This window comes from Streptomyces sp. NPDC037054 (assembly GCF_055606745.1).
Genome location: NZ_JBVJSJ010000003.1, coordinates 118,633 through 140,673 on the forward strand (window position 1 = coordinate 118,633; position 22,041 = coordinate 140,673).

17 protein-coding genes and 1 pseudogene are annotated in these 22,041 nt (G+C 73.1%); 10 read left to right on the plus strand and 8 right to left on the minus strand.

The window, feature by feature from the left end; all coding sequences use genetic code 11:
- Nucleotide 1 precedes the first annotated feature (1 nt).
- The 4 genes from ACZ7D7_RS09140 to ACZ7D7_RS09155 all read right to left on the minus strand — a co-directional run bounded on the left by ACZ7D7_RS09140 (nucleotide 2) and on the right by ACZ7D7_RS09155 (nucleotide 4,201).
- The gene (locus ACZ7D7_RS09140; RefSeq protein ID WP_470823328.1) at nucleotides 2-2,224 is read right to left on the minus strand and encodes an NHLP family bacteriocin export ABC transporter peptidase/permease/ATPase subunit; all 2,223 of its coding nucleotides are present in this window, start codon (nucleotides 2,222-2,224) and stop codon (nucleotides 2-4) included.
- Complete coding sequence (locus ACZ7D7_RS09145; protein WP_470823329.1) at nucleotides 2,221-3,027, minus strand: biotin/lipoyl-containing protein; 807 nt, start codon at nucleotides 3,025-3,027, stop codon at nucleotides 2,221-2,223. The genes ACZ7D7_RS09140 and ACZ7D7_RS09145 overlap by 4 nt, the downstream gene beginning before the upstream one ends.
- Before the next feature lie 92 nt (nucleotides 3,028-3,119).
- On the minus strand, nucleotides 3,120-3,335 hold the full coding sequence (locus ACZ7D7_RS09150) for a type A2 lantipeptide (protein ID WP_470823330.1): 216 nt from the start codon (nucleotides 3,333-3,335) through the stop codon (nucleotides 3,120-3,122).
- Nucleotides 3,336-3,787: 452 nt separating this feature from the next.
- Nucleotides 3,788-4,201, minus strand: coding sequence for a PaaI family thioesterase (locus tag ACZ7D7_RS09155; protein ID WP_470823331.1), 414 nt, complete (start codon nucleotides 4,199-4,201; stop codon nucleotides 3,788-3,790).
- Nucleotides 4,202-4,341: 140 nt separating this feature from the next.
- Here ACZ7D7_RS09155 and ACZ7D7_RS09160 point away from each other — a divergent pair.
- Nucleotides 4,342-5,582, plus strand: a pseudogene (locus tag ACZ7D7_RS09160) (S1 family peptidase).
- Between the two features lie 132 nt (nucleotides 5,583-5,714).
- Here the strand turns inward: ACZ7D7_RS09160 and ACZ7D7_RS09165 are convergent.
- Nucleotides 5,715-7,868 carry a SpoIIE family protein phosphatase gene (locus tag ACZ7D7_RS09165; protein WP_470823332.1) on the minus strand — a complete coding sequence of 718 codons (2,154 nt, stop codon included), beginning with the start codon at nucleotides 7,866-7,868 and terminating at the stop codon, nucleotides 5,715-5,717.
- 245 nt (nucleotides 7,869-8,113) lie between these two features.
- Here ACZ7D7_RS09165 and ACZ7D7_RS09170 point away from each other — a divergent pair, with 245 nt between their 5' ends.
- The 7 genes from ACZ7D7_RS09170 to ACZ7D7_RS09200 all read left to right on the plus strand — a co-directional run bounded on the left by ACZ7D7_RS09170 (nucleotide 8,114) and on the right by ACZ7D7_RS09200 (nucleotide 15,192).
- Nucleotides 8,114-10,552 (plus strand): SpoIIE family protein phosphatase, encoded by a 2,439-nt coding sequence (locus tag ACZ7D7_RS09170; protein ID WP_470823333.1) that lies wholly within the window; start codon nucleotides 8,114-8,116, stop codon nucleotides 10,550-10,552.
- Between the two features lie 125 nt (nucleotides 10,553-10,677).
- Entirely contained in the window at nucleotides 10,678-11,100 is a 423-nt protein-coding gene (locus ACZ7D7_RS09175; RefSeq protein ID WP_470823334.1) for a CBS domain-containing protein, read from the plus strand.
- An 88-nt stretch (nucleotides 11,101-11,188) separates the two neighbouring features.
- Nucleotides 11,189-11,368 carry a hypothetical protein gene (locus ACZ7D7_RS09180; protein ID WP_470823335.1) on the plus strand — a complete coding sequence of 60 codons (180 nt, stop codon included), beginning with the start codon at nucleotides 11,189-11,191 and terminating at the stop codon, nucleotides 11,366-11,368.
- A gap of 105 nt (nucleotides 11,369-11,473) precedes the next feature.
- Nucleotides 11,474-12,541, plus strand: a complete 1,068-nt coding sequence (locus ACZ7D7_RS09185) for a glucose-1-phosphate thymidylyltransferase (protein WP_470823336.1) — start codon at nucleotides 11,474-11,476, stop codon at nucleotides 12,539-12,541.
- On the plus strand, nucleotides 12,538-13,518 hold the full coding sequence (rfbB, locus tag ACZ7D7_RS09190) for a dTDP-glucose 4,6-dehydratase (protein ID WP_470823337.1): 981 nt from the start codon (nucleotides 12,538-12,540) through the stop codon (nucleotides 13,516-13,518). The genes ACZ7D7_RS09185 and rfbB overlap by 4 nt, the downstream gene beginning before the upstream one ends.
- Nucleotides 13,515-14,402 carry a dTDP-4-dehydrorhamnose reductase gene (gene rfbD, locus ACZ7D7_RS09195; protein ID WP_470823338.1) on the plus strand — a complete coding sequence of 296 codons (888 nt, stop codon included), beginning with the start codon at nucleotides 13,515-13,517 and terminating at the stop codon, nucleotides 14,400-14,402. Before rfbB ends, rfbD begins: the two co-directional genes overlap by 4 nt.
- Nucleotides 14,389-15,192 (plus strand): class I SAM-dependent methyltransferase, encoded by an 804-nt coding sequence (locus tag ACZ7D7_RS09200; protein ID WP_470823339.1) that lies wholly within the window; start codon nucleotides 14,389-14,391, stop codon nucleotides 15,190-15,192. The genes rfbD and ACZ7D7_RS09200 overlap by 14 nt, the downstream gene beginning before the upstream one ends.
- 60 nt (nucleotides 15,193-15,252) lie before the next feature.
- On the opposite strand, the gene rfbC is transcribed toward ACZ7D7_RS09200, so the two are convergent.
- A complete protein-coding gene (gene rfbC / locus ACZ7D7_RS09205) occupies nucleotides 15,253-15,861 on the minus strand; it encodes a dTDP-4-dehydrorhamnose 3,5-epimerase (RefSeq protein WP_470823340.1) in 609 nt (202 codons plus the stop codon).
- A gap of 1 nt (nucleotide 15,862) precedes the next feature.
- Nucleotides 15,863-17,803, minus strand: coding sequence for a glycosyltransferase family 2 protein (locus tag ACZ7D7_RS09210; RefSeq protein ID WP_470823341.1), 1,941 nt, complete (start codon nucleotides 17,801-17,803; stop codon nucleotides 15,863-15,865).
- Between the two features lie 186 nt (nucleotides 17,804-17,989).
- Here ACZ7D7_RS09210 and ACZ7D7_RS09215 point away from each other — a divergent pair, with 186 nt between their 5' ends.
- A complete protein-coding gene (locus ACZ7D7_RS09215) occupies nucleotides 17,990-18,505 on the plus strand; it encodes a metallophosphoesterase family protein (protein WP_470823342.1) in 516 nt (171 codons plus the stop codon).
- A gap of 177 nt (nucleotides 18,506-18,682) precedes the next feature.
- On the opposite strand, the gene ACZ7D7_RS09220 is transcribed toward ACZ7D7_RS09215, so the two are convergent.
- Nucleotides 18,683-19,789 (minus strand): XdhC family protein, encoded by a 1,107-nt coding sequence (locus tag ACZ7D7_RS09220; RefSeq protein ID WP_470823343.1) that lies wholly within the window; start codon nucleotides 19,787-19,789, stop codon nucleotides 18,683-18,685.
- A gap of 247 nt (nucleotides 19,790-20,036) precedes the next feature.
- Here ACZ7D7_RS09220 and ACZ7D7_RS09225 point away from each other — a divergent pair, with 247 nt between their 5' ends.
- On the plus strand, nucleotides 20,037-22,016 hold the full coding sequence (locus ACZ7D7_RS09225) for a GTP-binding protein (protein WP_470823344.1): 1,980 nt from the start codon (nucleotides 20,037-20,039) through the stop codon (nucleotides 22,014-22,016).
- The last annotated feature ends 25 nt before the right edge of the window (nucleotides 22,017-22,041 follow it).

The window sequence follows — 22,041 nt, forward strand, 5'->3', positions numbered from 1 at the left end:
CTCACCGCTCCCTGACCAGCGCCGCGTACGCCCCGCCGTGCGCCACCAGTTCGTCGTGCCGCCCGCGCTCCACGATCGTGCCGTGCTCCAGCACGACGATCTCGTCGCTGTCGCGCACGGTGCTCAGCCGGTGCGCGATCACCACGCAGGCGCAGCCCCGCTTGCGCAGGTTGTCCATCACGACCAGCTCGGTCTCCGCGTCGAGCGCGCTCGTCACCTCGTCCAGCACCAGGATGCTCGGCCGGCGCACCAACGCCCGCGCGATCTCCAGGCGTTGCCGCTGCCCGCCGGAGAAGTTCCGGCCGTCCTGCTCGACCCGGCTGTGGATGCCGCCCGGGCGGCGCACGATCACGTCGTACAGCGCGGCGTCCCGCAGCGCGTCCACGATCGCGTCGTCCGGGACGGACGGGTCCCACAGCGCCACGTTGTCGCGGACCGTGCCCTCGAACAGGAACACCTCCTGGTCCACGAAGGACACGGAGGCGGCCAGCGCGCCGCGCGGGATGTCCTCGATGCGCTGCCCGTCGATGCGGATCACACCCTCCCACGGGGTGTAGAGACCCGAGATCAGCCGGGACACCGTCGACTTGCCGCTGCCGGAGCCGCCGACCAGCGCCACCTGCTGCCCCGGTCCGACGGTCAGGTCGAAGCCGCTGAGCAGCGGCTTGTCCAGCGGGTTGTAGCCGAACGTGATGTTCTCCAGCTCGACGTGCCCGTGCAGCCGGCGCGTGGAGTCACCGGTGCCGGGACGGCCGTAGAGCGGGTCGGTCCTGAAGTTCTCCACGTCCTTCAGGCGGGCCACGTCCGCGGCGAAGTCCTGGATGCGGCCCGCGACACCGTTCAGCCGGGTCAGCGGGGCGGTGAAGCGGGTGACCAGCGCCTGGAAGGCGACGAGCAGGCCGATCGAGATGTGGCCCTCGACCGCGCGCATGCCGCCGATCCACAGGATCAGCGCGCTGTTGAGCGTCGCGAGCGTCGGCGCGACGACACCGAGCCAGGCGCTCGGCACGCCGAGCCGCTGCTGCTCCTCCAGCGTCGTGGCGTGCTGCCCGGCCCACTTGCGGAAGTAGCCGTCCTCGCCGCCGGTCGCCTTCAGCGTCTCGATCAACTGCAGGCCCGTGTAGGCGGTGTTGGTGAGCCGCGCCGTGTCCGCGCGGAGCTTCGCGGTACGGGTGGCGCGCAGCCGCACGACGACCCGCATCGCCACGACGTTGAGCAGCGCCACGCCGATCCCTACGGCGGTGAGCTGCGGGTCGTAGGTGTAGAGCAGCAGCGCGTACAGGACGACCACCACGGCGTCGACGCCCGCCGCCGCGAGGTCGCGGGCCAGCGTCTCGGCCACCGCGTCGTTGGACTGCAGCCGCTGCACCAGGTCCGCCGGGCTGCGCTGCGAGAAGAACGTCACCGGCAGCCGCAGCAGGTGCCGCAGGAACCGGGCGCTGGACAGCGTGGAGGAGATGATGCGGCCGTGCAGCAGATTGGCCTGCTGGAGCCACGTCAGCACCACCGTCAGCAGCACGCACGCCGCCATCGACGCGAACAGCACGCCCAGCAGCGAGGTCTGGCCGCCGATCAGGAACATGTCGATGTAGGTACGGCTCAGCGCGGGCACCGCCGCCCCGACCAGCACCAGCAGCAGGCTCGCCAGCACCGCGGCCGGCAGGGTGCCCGCCGTGCCGCGCAGCCGCGCCGGCATCGCGCCCAGCACGCCCGGCTTGCGCCCGCCGCGCTTGAAGCCGTCGCCGGGCTCCAGCACCAGCACGACGCCGGTGAAGCTGCCGTCGAAGTCCTCCATGGGGACGAAACGGCGGCCCTTGCCCGGGTCGTTGATGTAGACGCCGCGGCGGCCGAAGCGCCGGCCCATGCCGTCGTAGACGACGTAGTGGTTGAACTCCCAGAACAGGATGGCCGGCGCCGCCACCTCGGCGAGCGCCGCCGTGTCCATCTGCATGCCCTTGGCGGTCAGGCCGTAACTGCGCGCCGCCTTGAGCAGGTTGCTGGCGCGCGAGCCGTCCCGGGACACGCCGCAGGCGATGCGCAGCTCCTCCAGCGGGACGTGCCTGCCGTAGTGGCCGAGCACCATCGCCAGCGAGGCCGCGCCGCACTCGACGGCCTCCATCTGGAGCACCGTCGGCGTGCGGACCGTCTTCACCCGGCTCGTGGGGACCTTGCGTCTCGGCGGGGCGGCGCGGCGCCGGGAGCGGGTGTCCTGCGCGGCGCTCACGGCAGCAGCCAGTCGACGGGACGCTGGTCGGCCAGCTTGACGGAAGCCGTCGCCGCCGTCATGGAGGTGAGGGCGAACGGTGGTCCCTCGGCCGACGACCACGCGTAACCGCTCTTGTTTCCGGACGACGTGACGAGCCGGACCGTCACGGCCACCGGCCTGCCCTGCCGCGTGAACTGCTCGCCGAGCTGGCTGTCGCCGAGGAACGCCGCGATCTGCTGCGCCGACTGGGCGGTGCGGTCCACGGACTTCACCCGGCCGCGCAGCACGCCGTACTCCTGGCTGGGCACCGACTGCACGGTCAGGTCGACGGCGGCGCGCGCGGGGATGGAGGCCGCGTTCTCGGCGGGCACGTAGACGGTCGCATACAGCGGGTCGTCCTCGTGGGCGACCTTCTCGATCGCGGCGACGTTCGCGCCGGCCCGGATGATCCGGCCGACGGTGGCGGCGAGCGCGCTGACCCGCCCGGCGTCGACGGAGCGTACGACGCTCTCGCCCCGCGGGGTACGGACCTTGAGCACGGGGGAGTCGGCGGGCAGCCGTTGGCCCTGCTTCACGAGGACCGCGGTGACCTGGCCGGCGACGGGGCTCTGGAGGAGGTAACTGCCCTGCCCGTGCGTGAGGATGGCGGGCGCGCTCACCGTGGAGGCCACCGAGCCGGTGGTCGCCCACACGGACGCCGCCGCCATCGCGACCAGCGTCACGGACAGCACGAGCCAGCCCTGCGGCCGGGCGAAACGCACCGGGAGGTCCAGCTCCTCGGGCGACGAGAGCTTGGCGAGGGCCTGTTGGCGGAACTGCACGGACTTTCCCTCACCTGCGAGGACGACGAGGACAACGGAGAATCCCGGAACCGCCGGCTGCGGCTCCGGGACTCAGACGCGTGAAGGCGCGATCAGAGACCGGCGACCAGGCCCTGCACCGGGGCGGTGTTCAGGCCGGTGACACCCTCGACCGTGCCGACGACCGTGTCGACGGTCTGCGAGACCGGGGCGATGCCGTTCAGGGCGCCGGTGGCGCTGTTGAGGGCGTTCACGGACAGACCGCCGGAGACGTTGTCGAGCTCGGCGTCGGAGATCTCAACGGTGTCGACCTGGGGGGTGGAGTTCATGACGGAACTTCCCTTCGTATGGGTATTCACAAGGGGGAGCGGCCCCCTCTGGGGACAGACGGACGGCCGCCACCGCGGGCACCGGGCACCCGTGTCCGGGAAACCCGAACGGCCCCCGCGGTGCGATGGATCAAAGCACGCGGCTCGTCCGGGCTTCCAATCAACCAAACCTCTCACCAGGCGATTTGACGCACAGACGGACCGAACGGTGCAGGCCCCTGCACGACGCGGCGGCGACTTCTTCACATGCCCCACGGCATCGGTTCGCGCGACCCCTTGCGCCTCGCGTGCCGAATCCGGCACTCCCGCACCAATGGCGTACACCGGATCCGTTACGTGTGCAGATCCACCGACCGCGGTGACCGCGTTGGGCATTCGGTGTGCAGATTCACTGAAGCTGGGATTCCGTTCTTTGACTGGAACGGACTGTTACCGATCGATCGCTGTCCGTGTCAGCCCAGAAGTGCGTACACGGTGCTCGCCCGCGCCGCGAGATCGCCCGTCTCCTCGACCGTCATCGTGACGTCCGCGAACGCCATCCGCCGGCCCAGCTTGCCGAGCACCGCCTCGATCAGCACATCCGAACCGGTCACCGCGCGCTGGAACGTCGTCGACTGCTGAACGGTCGTCATGGGCGCGAAGCCGCCCCGCGCCGCCGACACCGCGATCACGGTCGCCGTGTCGGCCGCCGCCATCAGCGCCTGGCCCGACAGCGCGCCGCCCTCCCGCGCCAGCCGGTCCGACCAGGGCAGTCGCAGCGTCGCCCGGTCGTCGCCCAACGCGACGGCGGACAGCCCGAGTTCCAGCACCCAAGGGGCGAAGTTGGCGGAAAGGATCTTGTCGGCCTCTGCGGGAGTCATCGTCATATGGGCGATTGTGCCCGCCCGTTGCCCGCCGGAAGCGGATTGAACGCTCGCCGCGGCCCGTGCGTACCACCTGCCATCCAGGCGCCCCCGACAGCCGACGACCGGTGGCACGGTCCCCGTACCCCAGGAGGTCGAGAAGTTTGAGTCACAAGCGAATTCCGAAGCGCAAAGCCGCGTTCGCGGCGGGCGGCGCGATCGCGCTCGGCGCGGCCGCGATCCTGCTGCCGAACGCCAACGCCTCGCAGGACGACGCCTCGGACGCCGCCGCACCCAGGACCCTGAAGGCGGACGACGCCTCGGACCTCGCCTCACGGCTCGCCGGCCTGCTCGGTGACGCCTTCGCCGGCTCCTACTACGACGCGGACAGCCGGCAACTCGTCGTCAACGTCGTCCCCGGCGACAACAACAACGTCATCGTGCAGGCGAAGAAGGCGGGCGCGGCCGTCCGCGAGGTCGACAACAGCATCGCCGAACTCCGGGCGGGCGCGCGGACGCTGAAGACCGAGGCGACCATCCCCGGCACCGCCTGGTCCGTCGACCCGCGCACCAACAAAATCCTGGTGACCGCCGACAGCACCGTCACCGGCGCCGCCTGGGACAGACTGGAGTCCACGGTCGACGGCCTCGGCTCCGGCATGGCGACCGTCCGGAAGTCCGCCGGCACCTTCAAGACCTTCGCGTCCGGCGGCGACGCCATCTTCGGCGGCGGCGCGCGCTGCTCCCTCGGCTTCAACGTCACCGCCGCCGACGGCTCGCCCGCCTTCCTGACGGCCGGTCACTGCGGCGTCGCCACCGAGCAGTGGTCGGACGCGGAGAACGGCGCGCCGATCGCCACCGTCGACCAGGCCACCTTCCCCGGCGCGGGCGACTTCGCACTCGTCACGTACGACGACCCGAACACCGAGGCGCCGAGCGAGGTGAACGTCGGCGGGCAGACCGTACGGATCAGCCGGGCCGCCGAGGCCACCGTCGGCCAGCAGGTCTTCCGGATGGGCAGCACCACGGGCCTCGCCGACGGCCAGGTCCTCGGCCTCGACGCCACCGTCAACTACCCGGAGGGCACAGCGGCGGCTCGCTGTTCACGCAGGACGGCCTCGCGATAGGGCTGACCTCGGGCGGCAGCGGCGACTGCACGGCCGGCGGCGAGACGTTCTTCCAGCCGGTCACCACCGCCCTGGAGGCCGTCGGCGCGACCCTCGGCGACGGCGGCGCGGGCGCGGGCGAGGAGGACGCCGGAGCCGGTGAAGAGGGCCAGGGCGCGGGCGGCGAGGACGACGGCGCCGGTGAGCAGGGCCAGGGCCAGGGTCAGGGCCAGGGCCAGGGCCAGGGCCACGGCGCGGTCGGCAACGGCATCGCGAACGGCCTCTCGCGCTCGAACTGACCCGCGGCACCGCACGGCACGCCGCTGAGACCCACGGCCCGCACGACACCCACAGCACCGCCCGGCCAACACCCGCGGTTCCGGCCGGGCGGTGGCCGGTCCGGCTCCTCGGCGGGAGGACCGGACCGGCCCTCACCCCTCGCCCCGGGCGCGCAGCAGCAACAGGGCGATGTCGTCGAGCCGTTCCCCCTCGTGCGCGTTCCCGCTCACGAGGGCGTCGGCGAGTTCGTCCAGGGGCACGTCCCCGGCGTCGGACAGCCGGCGGCCGAGCGCCGCGAGCGCCTCCTCGAAGTCCACGCCGGGCGACTCCACCAGCCCGTCGGTGTAGAGGACCAGCAGACTGCCGGGGGAGAGGTCGACCTCCGTCGTCGGGTACGAGGCCGACGCGTCGATGCCCAGCAGCGGACCGCCCGCCAGGTCCAGCACCCGCACCCGCCCGTCCGGGCGTCGCAGCAGCGGCGGCGGGTGACCCGCGCGGGACATCACGGCCCGCCCCCGCTCCCGGTCGAGCCGCAGATACAGACAGCTCGCGAAGAGGTCGGAGCCGAGGTCGATGAGCAGCCGGTTGGTACTGGACATCACCTCCTCCGGCGCCTGCCCCACGGCGGTGTACGCCCGCACCGCCGTGCGGAGCTGCCCCATGAGACCGGCCGCCGTCACGTTGTGCCCCTGCACGTCCCCGATCACCGCCGCCGCCATCCCGGATGACACCGGCACCAGGTCGTAGAAGTCGCCCCCGATGTCCATGCCCTGCGTCGCCGGCAGATAGCGGGCCGCCGTGTCGAAGCCCCGCAGCGGCGCCAGCGAGTGCGGCAGCAGCGCGGCCTGCAGCCCGTGCGCCAGCCGGTGCTTCGCGTCGTACAGCAGGGCCCGCTCCAGGGCCTGCGCGATCATGCCGCCCAGGCTCGTCAGCACCGCCCGCTCGTCCGCCGGGAACGGATGCGGCTCGGCGTACGCCAGCACGAGGGTGCCCACCGGTCGCCCCGAGGCGATCAGCGGCAGGTACGCCCACGCCGCGTTGCCGTCCGGGGTCTCGCGCCGCGCCGGATACAGCCGCTCCAGCTCCTCCTGCGACTCCAGGAACGCCGGCACGCCCGTCCTCAGGACCTGCGTGCCCGGCGTCCGCTCCCTCAGCAGCGTCCCGTCGTGCTGCTCCACGATCCGCGCGTCGGGATACCCGCGGTGCCCCAGCACGTGCATGCGCCCCGCCCGGGAACCGAGCACGACCAGCGCGTTGCAGCCCACGGCCGGGGCGATGTCGTCCGCCACCAGCTGCACCACGTCCTGCGCGCTCACCGCCTCCGTCAGCGCGCTGGCCAGCGAGAGCACCTGCGTGATGGTGACCAGCCGGGACGGTCCGGCGTGGCGCTGCGCCGTCTGGTTCAGCTCCGTCACCGCCCGGGCCCGGTTGATGCGCACGCTCAGCCCGGTCGTGCTCGGGAACAGCCGGAACGACAGCCAGTCCCCGGGCGGCCGGAGCGCCACGAACGACGTCGTGTGCTGGCTGATCAGCGCCGCCCGGTACCGGTCCTCGTACACCGGGTCGTTGAGCCACGGCACCGCCACCCACAACTGGGTGCCCAGCAGCTCACTGACCTGCGCGCCCATCAGCTCCGCCGCCGCCGCGTTGGCGAACGTCACCCTGCCGTGCAGATCCAGCGAGCACAGCCCGTACGGCAGCCGCGCCGCCATCCGCGCCGCCTCCACCGACCCCAGCGTGTGGGCCGCGCCCCGCACCGCCGGCTCGGCCAGCAGATCCGGCTCGGGATGCACCGGACGGTTCTCCTCGGCCGCCCGCTGCAGACGCAGCGCGAGCCGTTCGCAGCCCGCCCGCAGATGCGCGCGTTCCCGGTCCGACAGCTCCGGCGGATGCGAGCCGGGCCAGGTGAAGAAGACCGAGCCGTACGCCCGGGACGCGGTCGCCACCGGCAGCGCCGCCAGCGCGAAGGGATACGGCAGCACCATCGCGACGCGCGGGAAGCGCCGCGCCATCTCCTCCTCGCCGCCCACCCACACCAGCCGCCGCTCGCGCAGCGCCTCGGCGACCGGGACCGGCGCGCCCAGCCCCACCCGCTCCCACGGCGCCGCGAACACCCGGGGCAGCCCCGCCATCACGGCCATCTCCAGCACCGGCTCGTCCGGCGCCAGCAGGTACACGGCGCCCGAGTGCGCGTGCACCTCGTCCATCATCGACGCCAGCGCCAGGGAGAGCAGGGGCCGGCCGAGCGGCGCCGGCGGGTGCGCCGGGGTCTGCGACCGTGACGGTCCGTCCGGCACGCCGACCACCTCCTCACCGGGCCACGCGACGGTCCAGGCATCAAATCTCCCTCCCCCGCCCCCGTCCCGCACCACGAACGGGTGACCACCCGGGACCGGCCCGCACGCGGGCCATACGGGGCGGGGGTACACGCGCCCCCGTGCGCCGTCGCCTACCCCCGACCCCCGGCCCATGCCGCCGGGAACGGCCACGGGGCCGGGACGGAACGTCCGCAGGGGCTGCGCGGGCGCGGGATTGGCGCTGTAATGACGGCGTGGCCAGTGAGGACGCGGCGGGACGCGGAGCGACGGTACTGCGTGCCGAAACGGCCCTCAGAACCCTCGCCGCGGCCCCCGCCTCACCCGAACGGACGCGCCGCGTCCTGGAGCAGGCCCTGGTCTTCGCGGGCGCGGCCTTCGTCGCCGTCTACACCCCCGGCGAGGACCCCGAACTGCTGTGCCTGGTGGAGTCCGCCGGCGTGCCGAGGACCCTGTACGGCGTCCGCGACAGCTACCCGCTCGCCGGGCACTCCCCGGTGGCCGACGCGCACCGCGCCGGGCAGGCCGTGTGGCTGTGCCCCGCCGAACTCGCCGACTCGGCCGACTCGCGGCGGGTGCCGTCCCGGGAGTTCTTCGTCGGCGCGCTGCCCCTGCTCGGCGAGCGCACCGGCGGCCTCCTCGCCGTCAGCGAGTCCCCGGGCGGCTTCGACACCGACGAACGCAAGTGCCTGGAACTCATCGCCGAGGCCGTCGTCTGGTCCGCCCCGGCCGCGACCGCCGACGGCGAGGAACTTCCCTCCAACGCCTTCAGCCTCGCCATGGACAGCGGCCGGGTCGAGGTCGGCGACGACCTCCTCGACCTGTTCGGCATGGACCGCGCCCGCTTCGACGGCCGGGTCGAGACGCTCCTCGGCCTGACCGTGCCCGAGGACCTGCCCTCCCTGATGTCCGTGGTCGAGGCCGACCACATGTCGATCGGCGACCGCGAGCTTGAGTTCCGCGTCCTCCAGCCGGACGGCCCGCCCAGGTGGCTGCGGCTGCGCGGCCGGCTCGTACCCGGCGGCGACGGCCGGCCGGCGCGGCTCGTCGGCACCGTCGTCGACGCCTCCAAGACGCGCGCCGACGTCACCGATGTGGCCCGCGTCCAGCGCCTGGCCGCCGCCCTGGCCACCGCGGGCACCGTCCGCGACGTCAGCCAGGCCGTCGTGTCCGCGCTGCGCGCCCCGCTGCACGCCGACCGCATCGCGCTGGCGGAACTGGAGGGCGACCGGCTCGTCGTCACCGTCCTCGACCCGCCCGAACCCGAGTCGTGGCCCGAGCTGTGGCGGCTGGAGTGGCGCACCGAGTGGCCCGACGCGCCGGTGCGCGCCATGCCCACCCTCGCCGCCGCCCTGCGCGACGGGCGCGCCGCGATCTGGCCCGCGGGAACCGCCCTGGAACCGGCCCTCGCCGAGGTCGGCCCCGGCGGCCTCGCCGTGCTGCCGCTGCCCGCCGGGGGCCGCATGGCCGGCGCCTGCCTGATCGGCTGGGACGCCCCGCACGACTTCGGCCCCGACGAGCGCGCCCTGCTCACCGCCTCCGCCGGACTCGCCGGCCAGGCCCTGATGCGCGCCCACGCCTTCGACGCCGAGCACGAACTGGTCGGCATGCTGCAACGCCAGCTGCTGCCGCGCCGCCTGCCGAAACTCCCCGGCGCGGTCGCCGTCGCCCGCTACCTGCCCAGCACCGCCGGGCTGGAACTCGGCGGCGACTGGTACGACGTCATCCCGCTCGTCGACAACCACGTGGCCCTCGTCATCGGGGACGTGCAGGGCCACAGCGCCGCCGCGGCCACCCTCATGGGCCAGATGCGCACCGCCCTGCGCGCCTACGCCACCGAGGGACACCCGCCGGACGTGGTCGTCTCGCACGCCAACCGCCTGCTGACGGAGATGGAGACCGACCTCTTCGCGACCTGCGCCTACGTCGACATCGACATGGAGGAGGGCACCGCCTGGTGCGTGCGCGCCGGTCACCTGCCGCCGGTGCTGCGCCACCCCGGCGGCGGCACGGAGATCGCGGAGGCGGAGGGCGGCCCGCCGCTCGGCGTGACCGCACAGGCCGAGTTCCCGATGAGCCCGCTCAGGCTGCGGCCCGGCACGGTCATCGCCCTGGTCACCGACGGGCTCGTGGAGACGCCCGAGACCGACATCGACACCGGCATGGACCGCCTCGCCCACGAACTGGCCGTCTCCGACCCCGCCCACCTCGGACTCGTCGCCGACGCCCTGCTCGGCAACGCCGGACGCGGCGACGACGTCGCCCTGCTGCTGGTGCGCTTCGACGGCATGGCCCGCCGCCCGCAGCGCGAGAGCTGGACCGTGTGGCGCGTCCCCGAGGCCGTGCGGCACGCGCGCCGCTTCACCCGTCGCACCCTGCGCGCCTGGGGCGTGACGCGGGAGATCGACACCGTCCTCCTCGTGGTGTCCGAGCTCGTCACCAACGCCCTCGCGCACACCGGCGGCCAGGTCCGCCTCGATCTCACCCTGGTCAACGGCCGGGTGCGGGTCGCGGTCGCCGACGCCTCGCCCCGCACCCCGGTCAAGCCCACCAGCATCGGCTGGGAGGCGACCGGCGGGCGCGGCATCCTGCTGGTGGAGGCCGTGTCGGCGGCCTGGGGGGCCGTGCCGGTCAGCGGCGGCAAGCAGGTGTGGAGCGAGGTCGCGATCGGATGACGCCCGCCCGCGGCGCGACCGCAGGTGCGTACGGCGCGTTCCCGGGTACCCGCCCCCTCTGACGGCCGGCGGCGGTCCCCCGAACGACCGGAGCCGGGCCGGTGGAGCAGGGCGGTGAGCAGACCATGACGCAGCACGTGCGCGACATCATGACCGGCGCGCCGGTGACCGTGGAACCGCAGGCGTCCGTCGCCGCGGTGGCCCGCACCATGCGCGACCGGGACGTCGGGGCCGTCCTCGTCACCGACGGCGACCGGCTGCGCGGCCTGGTCACCGACCGCGACCTGGTGGTGCGGTCCGTCGCCGAGGGCGGCGACCCCGAGCAGACCACCGTGGCGGGCGCGTGCAGCGACACCGAGGTCGTGACGGTGGCACCGGACGACGACCTGGACCGCGTGACGGCGCTGATGCGGGAGCACGCCGTGCGCCGCGTGCCCGTCGTCGAGGACGGCCGCCCGGTCGGCGTCGTCTCCCTCGCCGACCTCGCCATGGAGCGCGACCCCGGCTCCGCGCTCGGCGACATCAGCGCGGCCCGCCCCAACACCTGAGGCGGCCACCCCAAGGCACTCCGGGACGCGAACACTCGTGTCCCTGTCACGGAACAACTGACGGAAGCGGAAGGGAAGTCGAGGCGCCGTGATCGCGCAGTCGCACCAGAAGACAGTCGTACGCCGGCCCGAGACCGGATGGTCGAGGGCCCGCCGCCTCAAGGGCGAGAACGTCCTGCGCACCTGGATACCCGCCGTCGCCGAACGGGGCGGGCCGCGCGGGACCGACGGGGTCGCGGAGGGCAACATCGTGCGGGGCGAGGACTGACCCCGCCGCGGCAACCGGCGTCACCAAGAATTCAGCCGATCGATCGTCGCAGGAAACCGGCCAGATCCCGACACTTCAGCCGAGATCGCGGCTAAGGTGAACCAGATGAAGGCTCTCGTACTGTCCGGTGGCGCCGGCACGCGGTTGAGGCCGATCACGCACACTTCGGCCAAACAACTCGTCCCCGTCGCCAACAAGGCGGTGCTCTTCTACGGGCTCGAATCCATCGCCGACGCCGGCATCACCGATGTCGGGATGATCGTCGGCGACACGGCCGCGGAGATCGAAGAAGCGGTCGGCGACGGATCGAAGTTCGGCCTGAAGATCACCTACATCCCGCAGGAGCGCCCTCTCGGCCTGGCCCACGCCGTGCTGATAGCCCGGGAGTACCTCGGCGACGACGACTTCGTGATGTACCTCGGCGACAACTTCATCGTCGGCGGCATCACCGACCTCGTCGAGGAGTTCCGCGCCAACCGACCCGACGCCCAGATCCTCCTGACGCGCGTCGCCGACCCCCGCGCCTTCGGCGTCGCCGAACTGGACGCCGCCGGGCAGGTGATCGGCCTGGAGGAGAAACCGGAGAACCCCAAGAGCGACCTGGCGCTGGTCGGCGTGTACCTGTTCACGCCCGCCATCCACGGGGCCGTCCGGTCCATCGAACCCTCCTGGCGCGGCGAGTTGGAGATCACCCACGCCATCCAGCACCTGATCGACCACAGCGCCGACGTGCGCTGCACGGTCATCAAGGGCTACTGGAAGGACACCGGCAACGTCGTCGACATGCTCGAGGTGAACCGCACGGTCCTGGAGGGCATGGAGCGCCGCATCGACGGAGAGGTGGACGACGCCTCCGAAACCATCGGACGCGTGATCCTGGAGGAGGGCGCGAGGATCGTCAACTCCCGCGTCGTCGGCCCCGTCGTGATCGGCGCCGGATCGGTCGTCAGCGACTCCTACGTCGGGCCGTACACGTCCATCGCGGAGAACTGCCGTATCACCGACAGCGAGCTGGAGTTCTCCATCGTGCTGCGGGACTCCTCGATCCACGGAGTGGGCCGGATCGAGTCCTCACTGATCGGCCGGCACGCCGAGGTGACCCCGGCGCCCAGCGTGCCCAGCGCCCACCGTCTCGTCCTCGGCGACCACAGCAAGGTGCAGATCCACACATGAACCTCCTCGTCACCGGCGCCGCCGGCTTCATCGGCTCGCGCTACGTCCGCACCCTCCTCGAGTCCGACGCGCCCGACGCGCCGCGGATCACCGTGCTGGACAAGCTCACCTACGCGGGCACCCTCGACAACCTCGAACTGGACCATCCCCGCCTGGAGTTCGTGCAGGGCGACATCCGCGACGCCGAACTCGTCGAGAAGTTGATGTCCCAGGCGGACCAAGTGGTCCACTTCGCGGCCGAGTCCCACGTGGACCGCTCCATCCTCACCGCCGCCGACTTCGTCCTCACCAACGTGGTCGGCACGCAGACCCTCCTCGACGCCGCCCTGCGGCACCGCGTCGAACCGTTCGTGCACGTGTCCACGGACGAGGTCTACGGCTCGATCGAGTCCGGCTCGGCGACCGAGGAGTACCCGCTCGACCCCAGTTCCCCGTACTCCGCCTCCAAGGCGTCCTCCGACCTGTTCGCCCTGGCCTACCACCACACCCACGGCCTGGACGTGCGCGTCACCCGCTGCTCCAACAACTACGGGCCGCACCAGTTCCCCGAGAAGGTCATCCCGCTCTTCGTCACCAACCTCCTCGACGGCAAGAAGGTCCCGCTGTACGGCGAGGGCCTCAACGTCCGCGACTGGCTGTACGTCGACGACCACTGCCACGGCGTCGACCTCGTCCGCACCAAGGGCCGCCCCGGCGAGATCTACAACATCGGCGGCGGCACCGAGCTGACCAACAGGGAACTGACCGGACTGCTGCTGGAGGCCTGCGGCGCCGACTGGGACAGCGTCGAGTACGTCGCCGACCGCAAGGGCCACGACCTGCGCTACTCCGTGGACTGGAGCAAGGCCCGCGACGAACTCGGCTACCGCCCCCGGCACGACTTCGCCGCCGGCCTCGACGCCACCGTCGCCTGGTACCGGGACAACCGCGGCTGGTGGGAGCCCCTCAAGCGGCGCGTCGCCGAGGAGCGCGCATGAAGTGGCTCGTCACCGGCGCGGGCGGCATGCTCGGCCAGGACGTCGTCACCGAACTCACCGCACGCGGCGAGGACGTCACCGGCCTGGACCGCGCCGCCCTCGACATCACCGGCTCCGCCGCCCTCGACGCGGCGCTCGCCGCGCACCGCCCCGGCCTCGTCGTGAACTGCGCCGCGTACACCGCCGTCGACGACGCCGAGACCGACGAGGAGCGGGCGCTGCTGATCAACGGCGAGGGCCCGCGGCTGCTCGCCCGCGCCTGCGCCGAGCACGGCGCGCGGCTGATCCACGTCTCCACCGACTACGTCTTCTCCGGAGACACCCGTACCACCCCCTACCCGGAGGACCACCCGACCGCCCCGCGCACCGCCTACGGCCGCACCAAACTCGCCGGTGAACAGGCCGTACTGGAGGAACTCCCCGGGGCGGGCGCCGTCGTGCGCACCGCGTGGCTCTACGGCGTCCACGGCCGCAGCTTCGTCCGCACGATGATCGACCTGGAGGCCTCCCGGCCCACCGTCGACGTCGTGGACGACCAGCGTGGACAACCGACCTGGAGCGCGGACGTCGCCGCCCGCATCGCCGACCTCGGCCCCCGGCTGGCCGGCGGGGCGAGCGGCGTCTTCCACGCCACCAGCTCGGGCGAGGCGAGCTGGTACGAACTGGCCCGGGAGGTGTTCCGCCTCATAGGCGCGGACCCGGACCGGGTCCACCCGACCACCGGCGCGGCCTTCCCCCGGCCCGCACCGCGCCCCGCCTACAGCGCGCTCGCGCACGGCCGCTGGCAGGAGATCGGCCTGCCCGCGCCGCGCGACTGGCGCGCCGCCCTGCACGAAGCACTGCCCAGGATCCGCAAGGAGAGTCCCCTTCGTGAAACGCCATGAGTTCCTCCGGGAACTGCACAAGGTCAGCGCCAACCGCAACTACCTGGAGATCGGCGTCAACGACGGTCGCAGCCTGCGCCTGTCCCGCGTCCCCAGCATCGCGGTCGACCCCGCCTTCAAGGTGGTGTCGGAGATCAAGTGCGACGTCCACCTGGTGAAGGCCACCAGCGACGACTTCTTCGCCCGTGACAATCCGCTCCAGCACCTCAAGGGCGGCCGGCACCCGCTGCGCAACCTGCGCCGAGGCCGCAGCCCCATCGGCTACTGGCGCCGCACCACGCTGGACCTGTCGTTCATCGACGGCATGCACCTGTTCGAGTTCGCGCTGCGGGACTTCATCAACATCGAGAAGCACTCCGACTGGGGCAGCGTCATCGTCTTCGACGACATGCTGCCGCGCAACGTCGACGAGGCGGCCCGCGACCGGCACACCGGAGCGTGGACGGGCGACGTCTACAAGATCATCGAGGTCCTCGCGCGCCACCGGCCCGACCTGGTGACGGTCCAGGTCGACACCCAGCCGACGGGGCAGCTCGTGGTGTTCGGCGCCGACCCGACGAACACGGTGCTCCAGGACAAGTATGAAGAGATCCTCGAGGAGTACCTCGTCCCGGACCCGCAGAAGGTGCCGGAGGCCATCCTGGAGCGGGCCGGTGCCGTGCCGCCGGAGGCGCTGCTGGAGGCGGGCTTCTGGGGCCGTCTCGTCCGGGCCCGCAACATGGGCCTGTCGCGTTCCCGCGGCTGGGAGCCGCTGCGACAGGCCCTGGATCAGGTCGGCGTCAGCCGCTGACCCGGTCGGCGGCCGACCCCCGGTCGGCGGCCGACCCCCGGCCGGCCGCCGACCTCCGGTTCAGTCCTCGAGAGGCCTGCCGCGCAGGTGGGAGTACCACGTGCGGCAGGCCTCGTACGAGGGCAGCAGACCCGCCTGCCGGGCCTCCGCCAGCGTCGGCGCCTCGGTGTCCTTCGGGGACAGCACCGGCGTGATCCCCTCGGGCCATTCGATGCCCAGCTCGGGGTCCAGCGGGTGCAGCCCGTGCTCACGCTCCGGGGCGTAGCCGGTGGAGCACAGGTAGACGACGGTGGCGTCGTCGGTGAGCGCGAGGAAGGCGTGCCCGAGGCCCTCGGCGAGGAACACCGCGTGCCGCGTGTCGTCGTCCAGCCGCACCGCCTCCCACTGGCCGAAGCCGGGCGAGCCCTCCCGGAGGTCGATCACCACGTCCAGGACGGCGCCGCGCACGCACGTGACGTACTTGGCCTGACCGGGCGGCACGTCGGCGAAGTGCACCCCGCGCAGCACGCCCCGGCGGGACACCGAGCAGTTGGCCTGCATCACGCCCAGGTCGTAGCCGGTGGCCTCACGGAACTCCTCGCCCCGGTACCACTCGTGGAAGCTGCCCCGGTCGTCCGGGAACACCTTCGGCTCCAGGATCCACGCGCCTTCGATCCCCAGCGGTCGCATGTCACACCCTCCCCGCCGCGACGCGGCCCTTCACCCTGCCCCGCGCGGCGCTCAGCACCCGCCGCGCCTTGCGCGCCAGCCGCAGCAGCAGGCCGGGGCGCGGCGCCCGTACCGTCTCGATCCCTTCCGGCCCGACGCGCACGGCGAGCGGCAGCCGGTGGAAGCGCCGCTCGGCGGCGTCCGGCGCGACGCACACCGCCATCCGCCACAGGGCGCCGTCGGACAGCTCCGCCGCGGGCAGTTCGGCCTCGATCAGCGCGCCGTCGGCGCCGGGGGTGAGCGTGGCGGGCACTTCCAGGGACCGTGCGGCGCAGGCGAGCAGCAGCGGCACCTCGCCGGCGGCGGTCACGTGCAGCGGTACGGCGGCGCTGAGCCGGCCGGCGGCGACGGAGATCCGCGCGCCGCTCAGGCCGAGCCACTTGCCGCCCGCACCCACGTCCAGCGACAGATTGCGGTGCGGTTCGGTCCAGTACGGCCGGACGGCACGGCCGCCGACGACGGCCACCGGCCCGGCGGCGGGCCCGGGAGCGGCGGCGCGCGTCACCGGACCGAGGCGGATCTCCTTGGTCCAGCCGCCGAGCTTCACGCGGGCGACCGCGTCCCACACGCCGTCGTCCGGCAGCGCCGCCGGTTCCACGGTCGCCGTGGCCCGCAACTGCAGCCGCACCCGGCCGTCCCCGCCGGCCGGGACGGTCTCACGCGTGAACGTCACGGGCTGGAAGTACTGGGCGGCACTGGCGCGTTCCTTCAGCAGCAGGTCGGCGGTGGCCTGCTGGAACCGCGCGGCGGTCTGGGCCTCCACCCACGCGATCGCGTCCGCGACGTCCTTCGGGGTGTCCTCCAGCGTCGCGGACTCGGCCTGGGCGGGGAACGTCATCGGCTCCCGCCCGCACGCGTATTCGGCGGTGAACGCGACGTGCAGCGCGTCGCCGTGCCACTCGATCGTGCCGGGGACCGTCAGCGGTTTGACGTCGGCCTCCCACTCGGCGAACGCCACGACGTCGTCGTACCGGTCGGCGGCGGTCAGTGCCGCGACCACCTGCTGCGTCGGCTGGAGTCCGACGGCGACGCCGGGCCCGAAGCGTTCGACGACGACCTGGTGGATCTCGCGGAACAGCTCCCGGCGGTAGTCGTCGGGCAGCTTGAGGAAGCGCCGGGCGCGCAGCCGCTCGACCATCTCCACGCGCAGCCAGCGCCGGAAGAGTCTGTCGCGGACCTTGCCCGGCTCGGTGTACTTCTCGACGACGTCGAGGGCCTCGCGGAGGTTCTTGAAGTAGCCGACGGGGTCGAAGCGTTCGAAGCCCGCGTTGGAGCCGTCGTCCCGCCTGAGGTGGTAGTAGCAGACGTAGTCGCTGAGCACCGAGACGTTGTCCGCGCGCAGGTACGCCTCCGCGACGAAGACGTGGTCCTCCAGGCGCCGCCGGCCCTCCGGGAAGCGCAGTCCGGTGCGCTCCAGGAACTCGCGGCGGATCATCTTGTGCGGGGTCAGGCTGTCGATCAGCGGCGCGTTCTCGACGGTGGCGCGGGGGTGGTTGCGGCGGAAGAGCTCCACCGGAACGCCGCGGCCCTGCCCGGCCATCTTGCCGACGACCACATCGGCGCCGTTGGCGACGCCGTAGTCGTACATCCGCTCCAGCGCCTCGTCGCCGAGGTAGTCGTCGTTGTCGACGAACATCACGAACTCGCCCCGGGCGGCGTCGATTCCGACGTTGCGCGGCCTGCCCGACCAGCCGGAGTTCTCCTGGTGGATGACCCGCACGCGCGGGTCCTCTGCGGCGAGGGCGTCGAGCCGGGCGGGGGTGGCGTCGGTGGAGCCGTCGTCGACGAAGATCACTTCGTACTCGTCGGGCGGCAGGGACTGCCTCTGCAGCGAGGTGATGCAGTCCTCGATGTAGGTACCCGGATTGAAAACCGGGACGATGACGCTGACCTTGACCGGCATCGGGCTTCGGGCCCCCCTGGGTAGCTTGCCGAAAACATGCGGGTTTGGTGCGATGGCCTGATGCTAACCCCAACGAGCGTTGTCCTTACGGATCACGGGGGTTAACGCCGATTTCGTGATCGTGTCGCCGGGGCGGCCCGCGTCCGGCTCCCGGGGGACGGGTGCCCCGCCCTCTACGCTGTGCACGTGCGCCTGCTGCTGATGTCGGACACCCACCTCCCCAAGCGCGCCGGGGAACTGCCCGCGCCGCTCCTGGCCGAGCTGCCGCACGCCGACGTCGTGTTCCACGCCGGGGACTGGGTCGACACCGCGACCCTCGACCTGCTGGAGAGCCGCTGCCGCCGGCTGGTCGGCGTGTACGGCAACAACGACGGACCCGAGCTGCGCGCCCGGCTCCCCGAGATCGCGTACACCGAGCTGGACGGCCTGCGCTTCGCCACCGTCCACGAGACCGGCCCCGCGCAGGGCAGGGAGGCGCGCTGCGCGGCGCGCTTCCCGGGGCTCGACGTCCTCGTTTTCGGCCACAGCCACATCCCCTGGGACACCACGGCCCCCACCGGGCTGCGCCTGCTGAACCCCGGCTCGCCGACCGACCGCCGCCGGCAGCCCCACTGCACCTACATGACGGCGACGATCACCGGCGGCCGCCTGACCGACGTGGAGCTGCACCGGCTGCCGCGCCGTCGGCCTGCCGGGACGTAGGACCGGGCCGCCCCGTGGGAGGCGGCCCGGTCGCGGCGTCTGTGCGCTGTCAACGGACCTCCTTCCCGCTCGTCGAGGGGGCGAGGGCATGCATGCCTCGTTCGTTGATCGGCGCCTACCCGGTGGACGCCGGCGCACACCCGCAATCGCGCTGATCGTCCCCCGCGAGGATCCCGGTCACGCCGGACCCGCCGGATGGACGGGGCCCCGGGTCGCCGTCAGCGGGGCTCCGCTGCCGCCCCAGCGCAGCGCGATGATCTCGGCGGCGACGGACACCGCGACCTCCTCCGGTGTCCGTGCGCCCAGGTCGAGGCCCACGGGGGAGCGCAGCCGGGCGAGTTCGCCGTCGGACAGCCCCGCCCCGACCAGCCGGGCGAGCCGGTCCTCGTGCGTACGGCGGCTGCCCATCGCGCCGATGTACGCGGCGGGCCGGCGCAGCGCCACCTCCAGCAGCGGCACGTCGAACTTCGGGTCGTGGGTGAGGACGCAGATCACGGTGCGCTCGTCGGTGTCCGTGGCCGCGAGGTGGCGGTGCGGCCAGTCCACGACCACGTCGACGCCGGGCGGGAACCGCTTGGGGGTGGCGAAGGCCGGGCGGGCGTCGCAGACGGTCACCCGGTAGCCGAGGAAGTCACCGACGCGGGCGACCGCCGCCGCGTAGTCGATCGCGCCGAACACCAGCATGCGCGGCGGCGGCGCGAACGAGTGCAGGAAGACGCCGACCGCGTCCTCGCGCCGCTCGCCGTGCGGGCCGTAGTGCCTCAGGCCCGTGGCGCCGAGGGCGAGTTCGCCGCGCGCGTCCGCCGTGACCGCCGCGTCCAGCCCTTCCGCGCCGAGAGTGCCCGCCACCCGGTCCGGCCACACCGCGAGGGTCGCGCCGCGCGGCGCCGGGCCGTCGGTCACCGTCGCCACGGTCACCGGGTCGCCCGCGGCGACCGACTCGGCCACCGCCCCGAACCACCCGTCGGCGGCCGGGGTCACCGGGCGCACCAGCAGGGTGATCTCGCCGCCGCAGGCCAGCCCGACCGCGAAGGCGTCCTCGTCGCTGTACCCGAACGTCTCCAGGCGGGCCTCGCCGCTCGCCACCACCTCCCGGGCCAGCTCGAAGACGGCTCCCTCGACGCAGCCGCCCGACACGCTGCCGACCACCTCGTCGCCGGGGCCCACGGCCATCGCCGCGCCCGGGTCGCGCGGGGCGCTGCGGCTGACGCCGACGACCGTCGCGAGCCCGAAGGGGGAGCCGGCCGCGTACCACGCGTCCAGCGCCGGGAGGATGTCACGCATCGCCGTCTCCTCTCACCAAGGCGGCCGGCCGGACACGACGCACGTCACTCCAGGTCGGGTCCGGTGCGGCGGCGAGCGCTGCGGCGCGCCTTGGTTGACCGTTAATCCATTGAGTCCTCGGTCGCTGTCTGCTGCACTGCACGGACCCGGAGCCGTCGGTTCCAAGGATCCAAGGAGCGAGCGATGCGCGGAACGTTCATGTCCCCCCAGGAAGGAACACCCCACTCCCCGAAGGACATGACGCTTCGTGCATTTGCTCAACCTGGGAATCCTCGCGCACGTCGACGCGGGTAAGACGAGCCTGACCGAACGGCTCCTGCACACCGTCGGCGCGGTCGACGAGATCGGCAGCGTCGACGCCGGGAACACCCGGACCGACACCCTCGCGCTGGAACGCCGGCGCGGCATCACCATCAAGTCCGCCGTCGTCTCCTTCCCGCTCGACGGCCGGACGGTCAACCTCATCGACACCCCCGGCCACCCGGACTTCATCGCCGAGGTGGAACGGGTCCTCGGCGTCCTCGACGGCGTCGTGCTGGTCGTCTCCGCCGTGGAGGGCGTCCAGGCCCAGACCCGGATCCTGATGCGGACGCTGCGCCGGCTGCGCATCCCGACCCTGCTCTTCGTCAACAAGATCGACCGGCGCGGAGCCCGCCACGACGAGGTGCTGCGGGCCGTCGCCGACCGGCTCACCCCGCACATCGTGCCCATGGGCACCACCGCCCGGCTCGGCACCCGCGACGCCCGCTTCACGCCGGGCCTGCCGCCGACCGCGCCGGAGGTCCTCGCGGAGCACGACGACGCCCTCCTCGCGGCGTACCTGGCGGACCCGGAGCGGGCCCTCACCGGCGACCGGCTGCGGACCGCCCTCGCCGACCAGACCCGGCGTGCCCTGGTCCACCCGGTGTACTTCGGCTCGGCCCTCACCGGCGCCGGAATCGACGCGCTGCTGTCCGGCGTCCGCGACCTGCTGCCCAGCGCCGACGGCGACCCCCGGGGCCCCGTCTCCGGCACCGTCTTCAAGGTGGAGCGGGGCCCGGCGGGGGAGAAGGTGGCCTACGTCCGGATGTTCTCCGGCACCCTCCGCGTCCGCGACCGGGTGCCGTACGGCGACGCGCGCGCCGAGGGCCGCGTCACCGCGATCAGCGTCTTCGACCACGCCACGGACACCCGTGCCGACGCGGTCCCGGCCGGGCGCATCGCCCGGCTGTGGGGCCTGACGGACGCGACGATCGGCGACGCCGTCGGCGAGCCCCGCGCCGGAGCGCGACGCTTCTTCGCCCCACCGACCCTGGAGACCGTCGTCGTCCCCGCACCGGACACCGACCGGCGCGCCCTGCACCGGGCGCTCACCCTGCTCGCCGAGCAGGACCCGCTCATCGACCTGCGCCACGACGAGGTGCGGCAGGAGACCTCCGTGTCCCTGTACGGCGAGGTGCAGAAGGAAGTCGTCCAGGCCACGCTCGCCGACGAGTACGGCCTCGACGTCACCTTCCGGGAGACCACGCCGCTGTGCGTCGAACGGCCTCTCGGCACCGGCGCGGCCGTGGAGTTCAACAAGAAGGACGGCAACCCCTTCCTCGCCACCGTCGGCCTGCGCGTCGACCCGGCACCCGTCGGCTCCGGCGTCGACTTCCGGCTGGAGGTCGAGCTGGGAGCCATGCCGTACGCCTTCTTCAAGGCCGTCGAGGACAGCGTCCGCGAGACCCTCGGACAGGGCCTGTACGGCTGGCGGGTCACCGACTGCACGGTCACCATGACCCACAGCGGCTACTCGCCCCGGCAGAGCCACGCCCACCAGGGCTTCGACAAGAGCATGTCCAGCACCGGCGCCGACTTCCGCGGGCTCACCCCGCTCGTGCTGATCGAGGCGCTGCGCCGCGCCGGCACCCGGGTCCACGAGCCGCTGCACCGCTTCCGCCTGGAGGCGCCGGTGGACACGCTCGGCGCGCTCCTGCCGGTGCTGGCCGCGCTCGGCGCCGTGCCGCGCACGACTGTCACGCGCGGGGACACCGGGATCCTCCAGGGCACGGTGCCCGCGGCCCGGGTGCACGGGCTGGAGCAGCGGCTGCCGGCGCTGACCCGCGGCGAGGGGGAGCTGGAGAGCGCCTTCGAGGAGTACGCGCCGGTCACGCACGGCACGGTGCCCTGCCGCCCGCGCACCGACCACAACCCGCTGAACCGCAAGGAGTACCTGCTGAACGTGACGCGCCGGGTGGGCGGCTGACCACCCGGCGCGTCCCCGCCGGGCG

Excerpts from the sequence above, each read along its gene's own strand:
- ACZ7D7_RS09210 (WP_470823341.1), bottom strand. The coding sequence starts at position 17,803 with ATGCCGGTCAAGGTCAGCGTCATCGTCCCGGTTTTCAATCCGGGTACC.
- ACZ7D7_RS09155 (WP_470823331.1), bottom strand. The coding sequence starts at position 4,201 with ATGACGATGACTCCCGCAGAGGCCGACAAGATCCTTTCCGCCAACTTC.
- rfbB (WP_470823337.1), top strand. The coding sequence starts at position 12,538 with ATGAACCTCCTCGTCACCGGCGCCGCCGGCTTCATCGGCTCGCGCTAC.
- ACZ7D7_RS09220 (WP_470823343.1), bottom strand. The coding sequence starts at position 19,789 with ATGCGTGACATCCTCCCGGCGCTGGACGCGTGGTACGCGGCCGGCTCC.
- ACZ7D7_RS09175 (WP_470823334.1), top strand. The coding sequence starts at position 10,678 with ATGACGCAGCACGTGCGCGACATCATGACCGGCGCGCCGGTGACCGTG.
- ACZ7D7_RS09150 (WP_470823330.1), bottom strand. The coding sequence starts at position 3,335 with ATGAACTCCACCCCCCAGGTCGACACCGTTGAGATCTCCGACGCCGAG.
- ACZ7D7_RS09185 (WP_470823336.1), top strand. The coding sequence starts at position 11,474 with ATGAAGGCTCTCGTACTGTCCGGTGGCGCCGGCACGCGGTTGAGGCCG.
- rfbC (WP_470823340.1), bottom strand. The coding sequence starts at position 15,861 with ATGCGACCGCTGGGGATCGAAGGCGCGTGGATCCTGGAGCCGAAGGTG.
- rfbD (WP_470823338.1), top strand. The coding sequence starts at position 13,515 with ATGAAGTGGCTCGTCACCGGCGCGGGCGGCATGCTCGGCCAGGACGTC.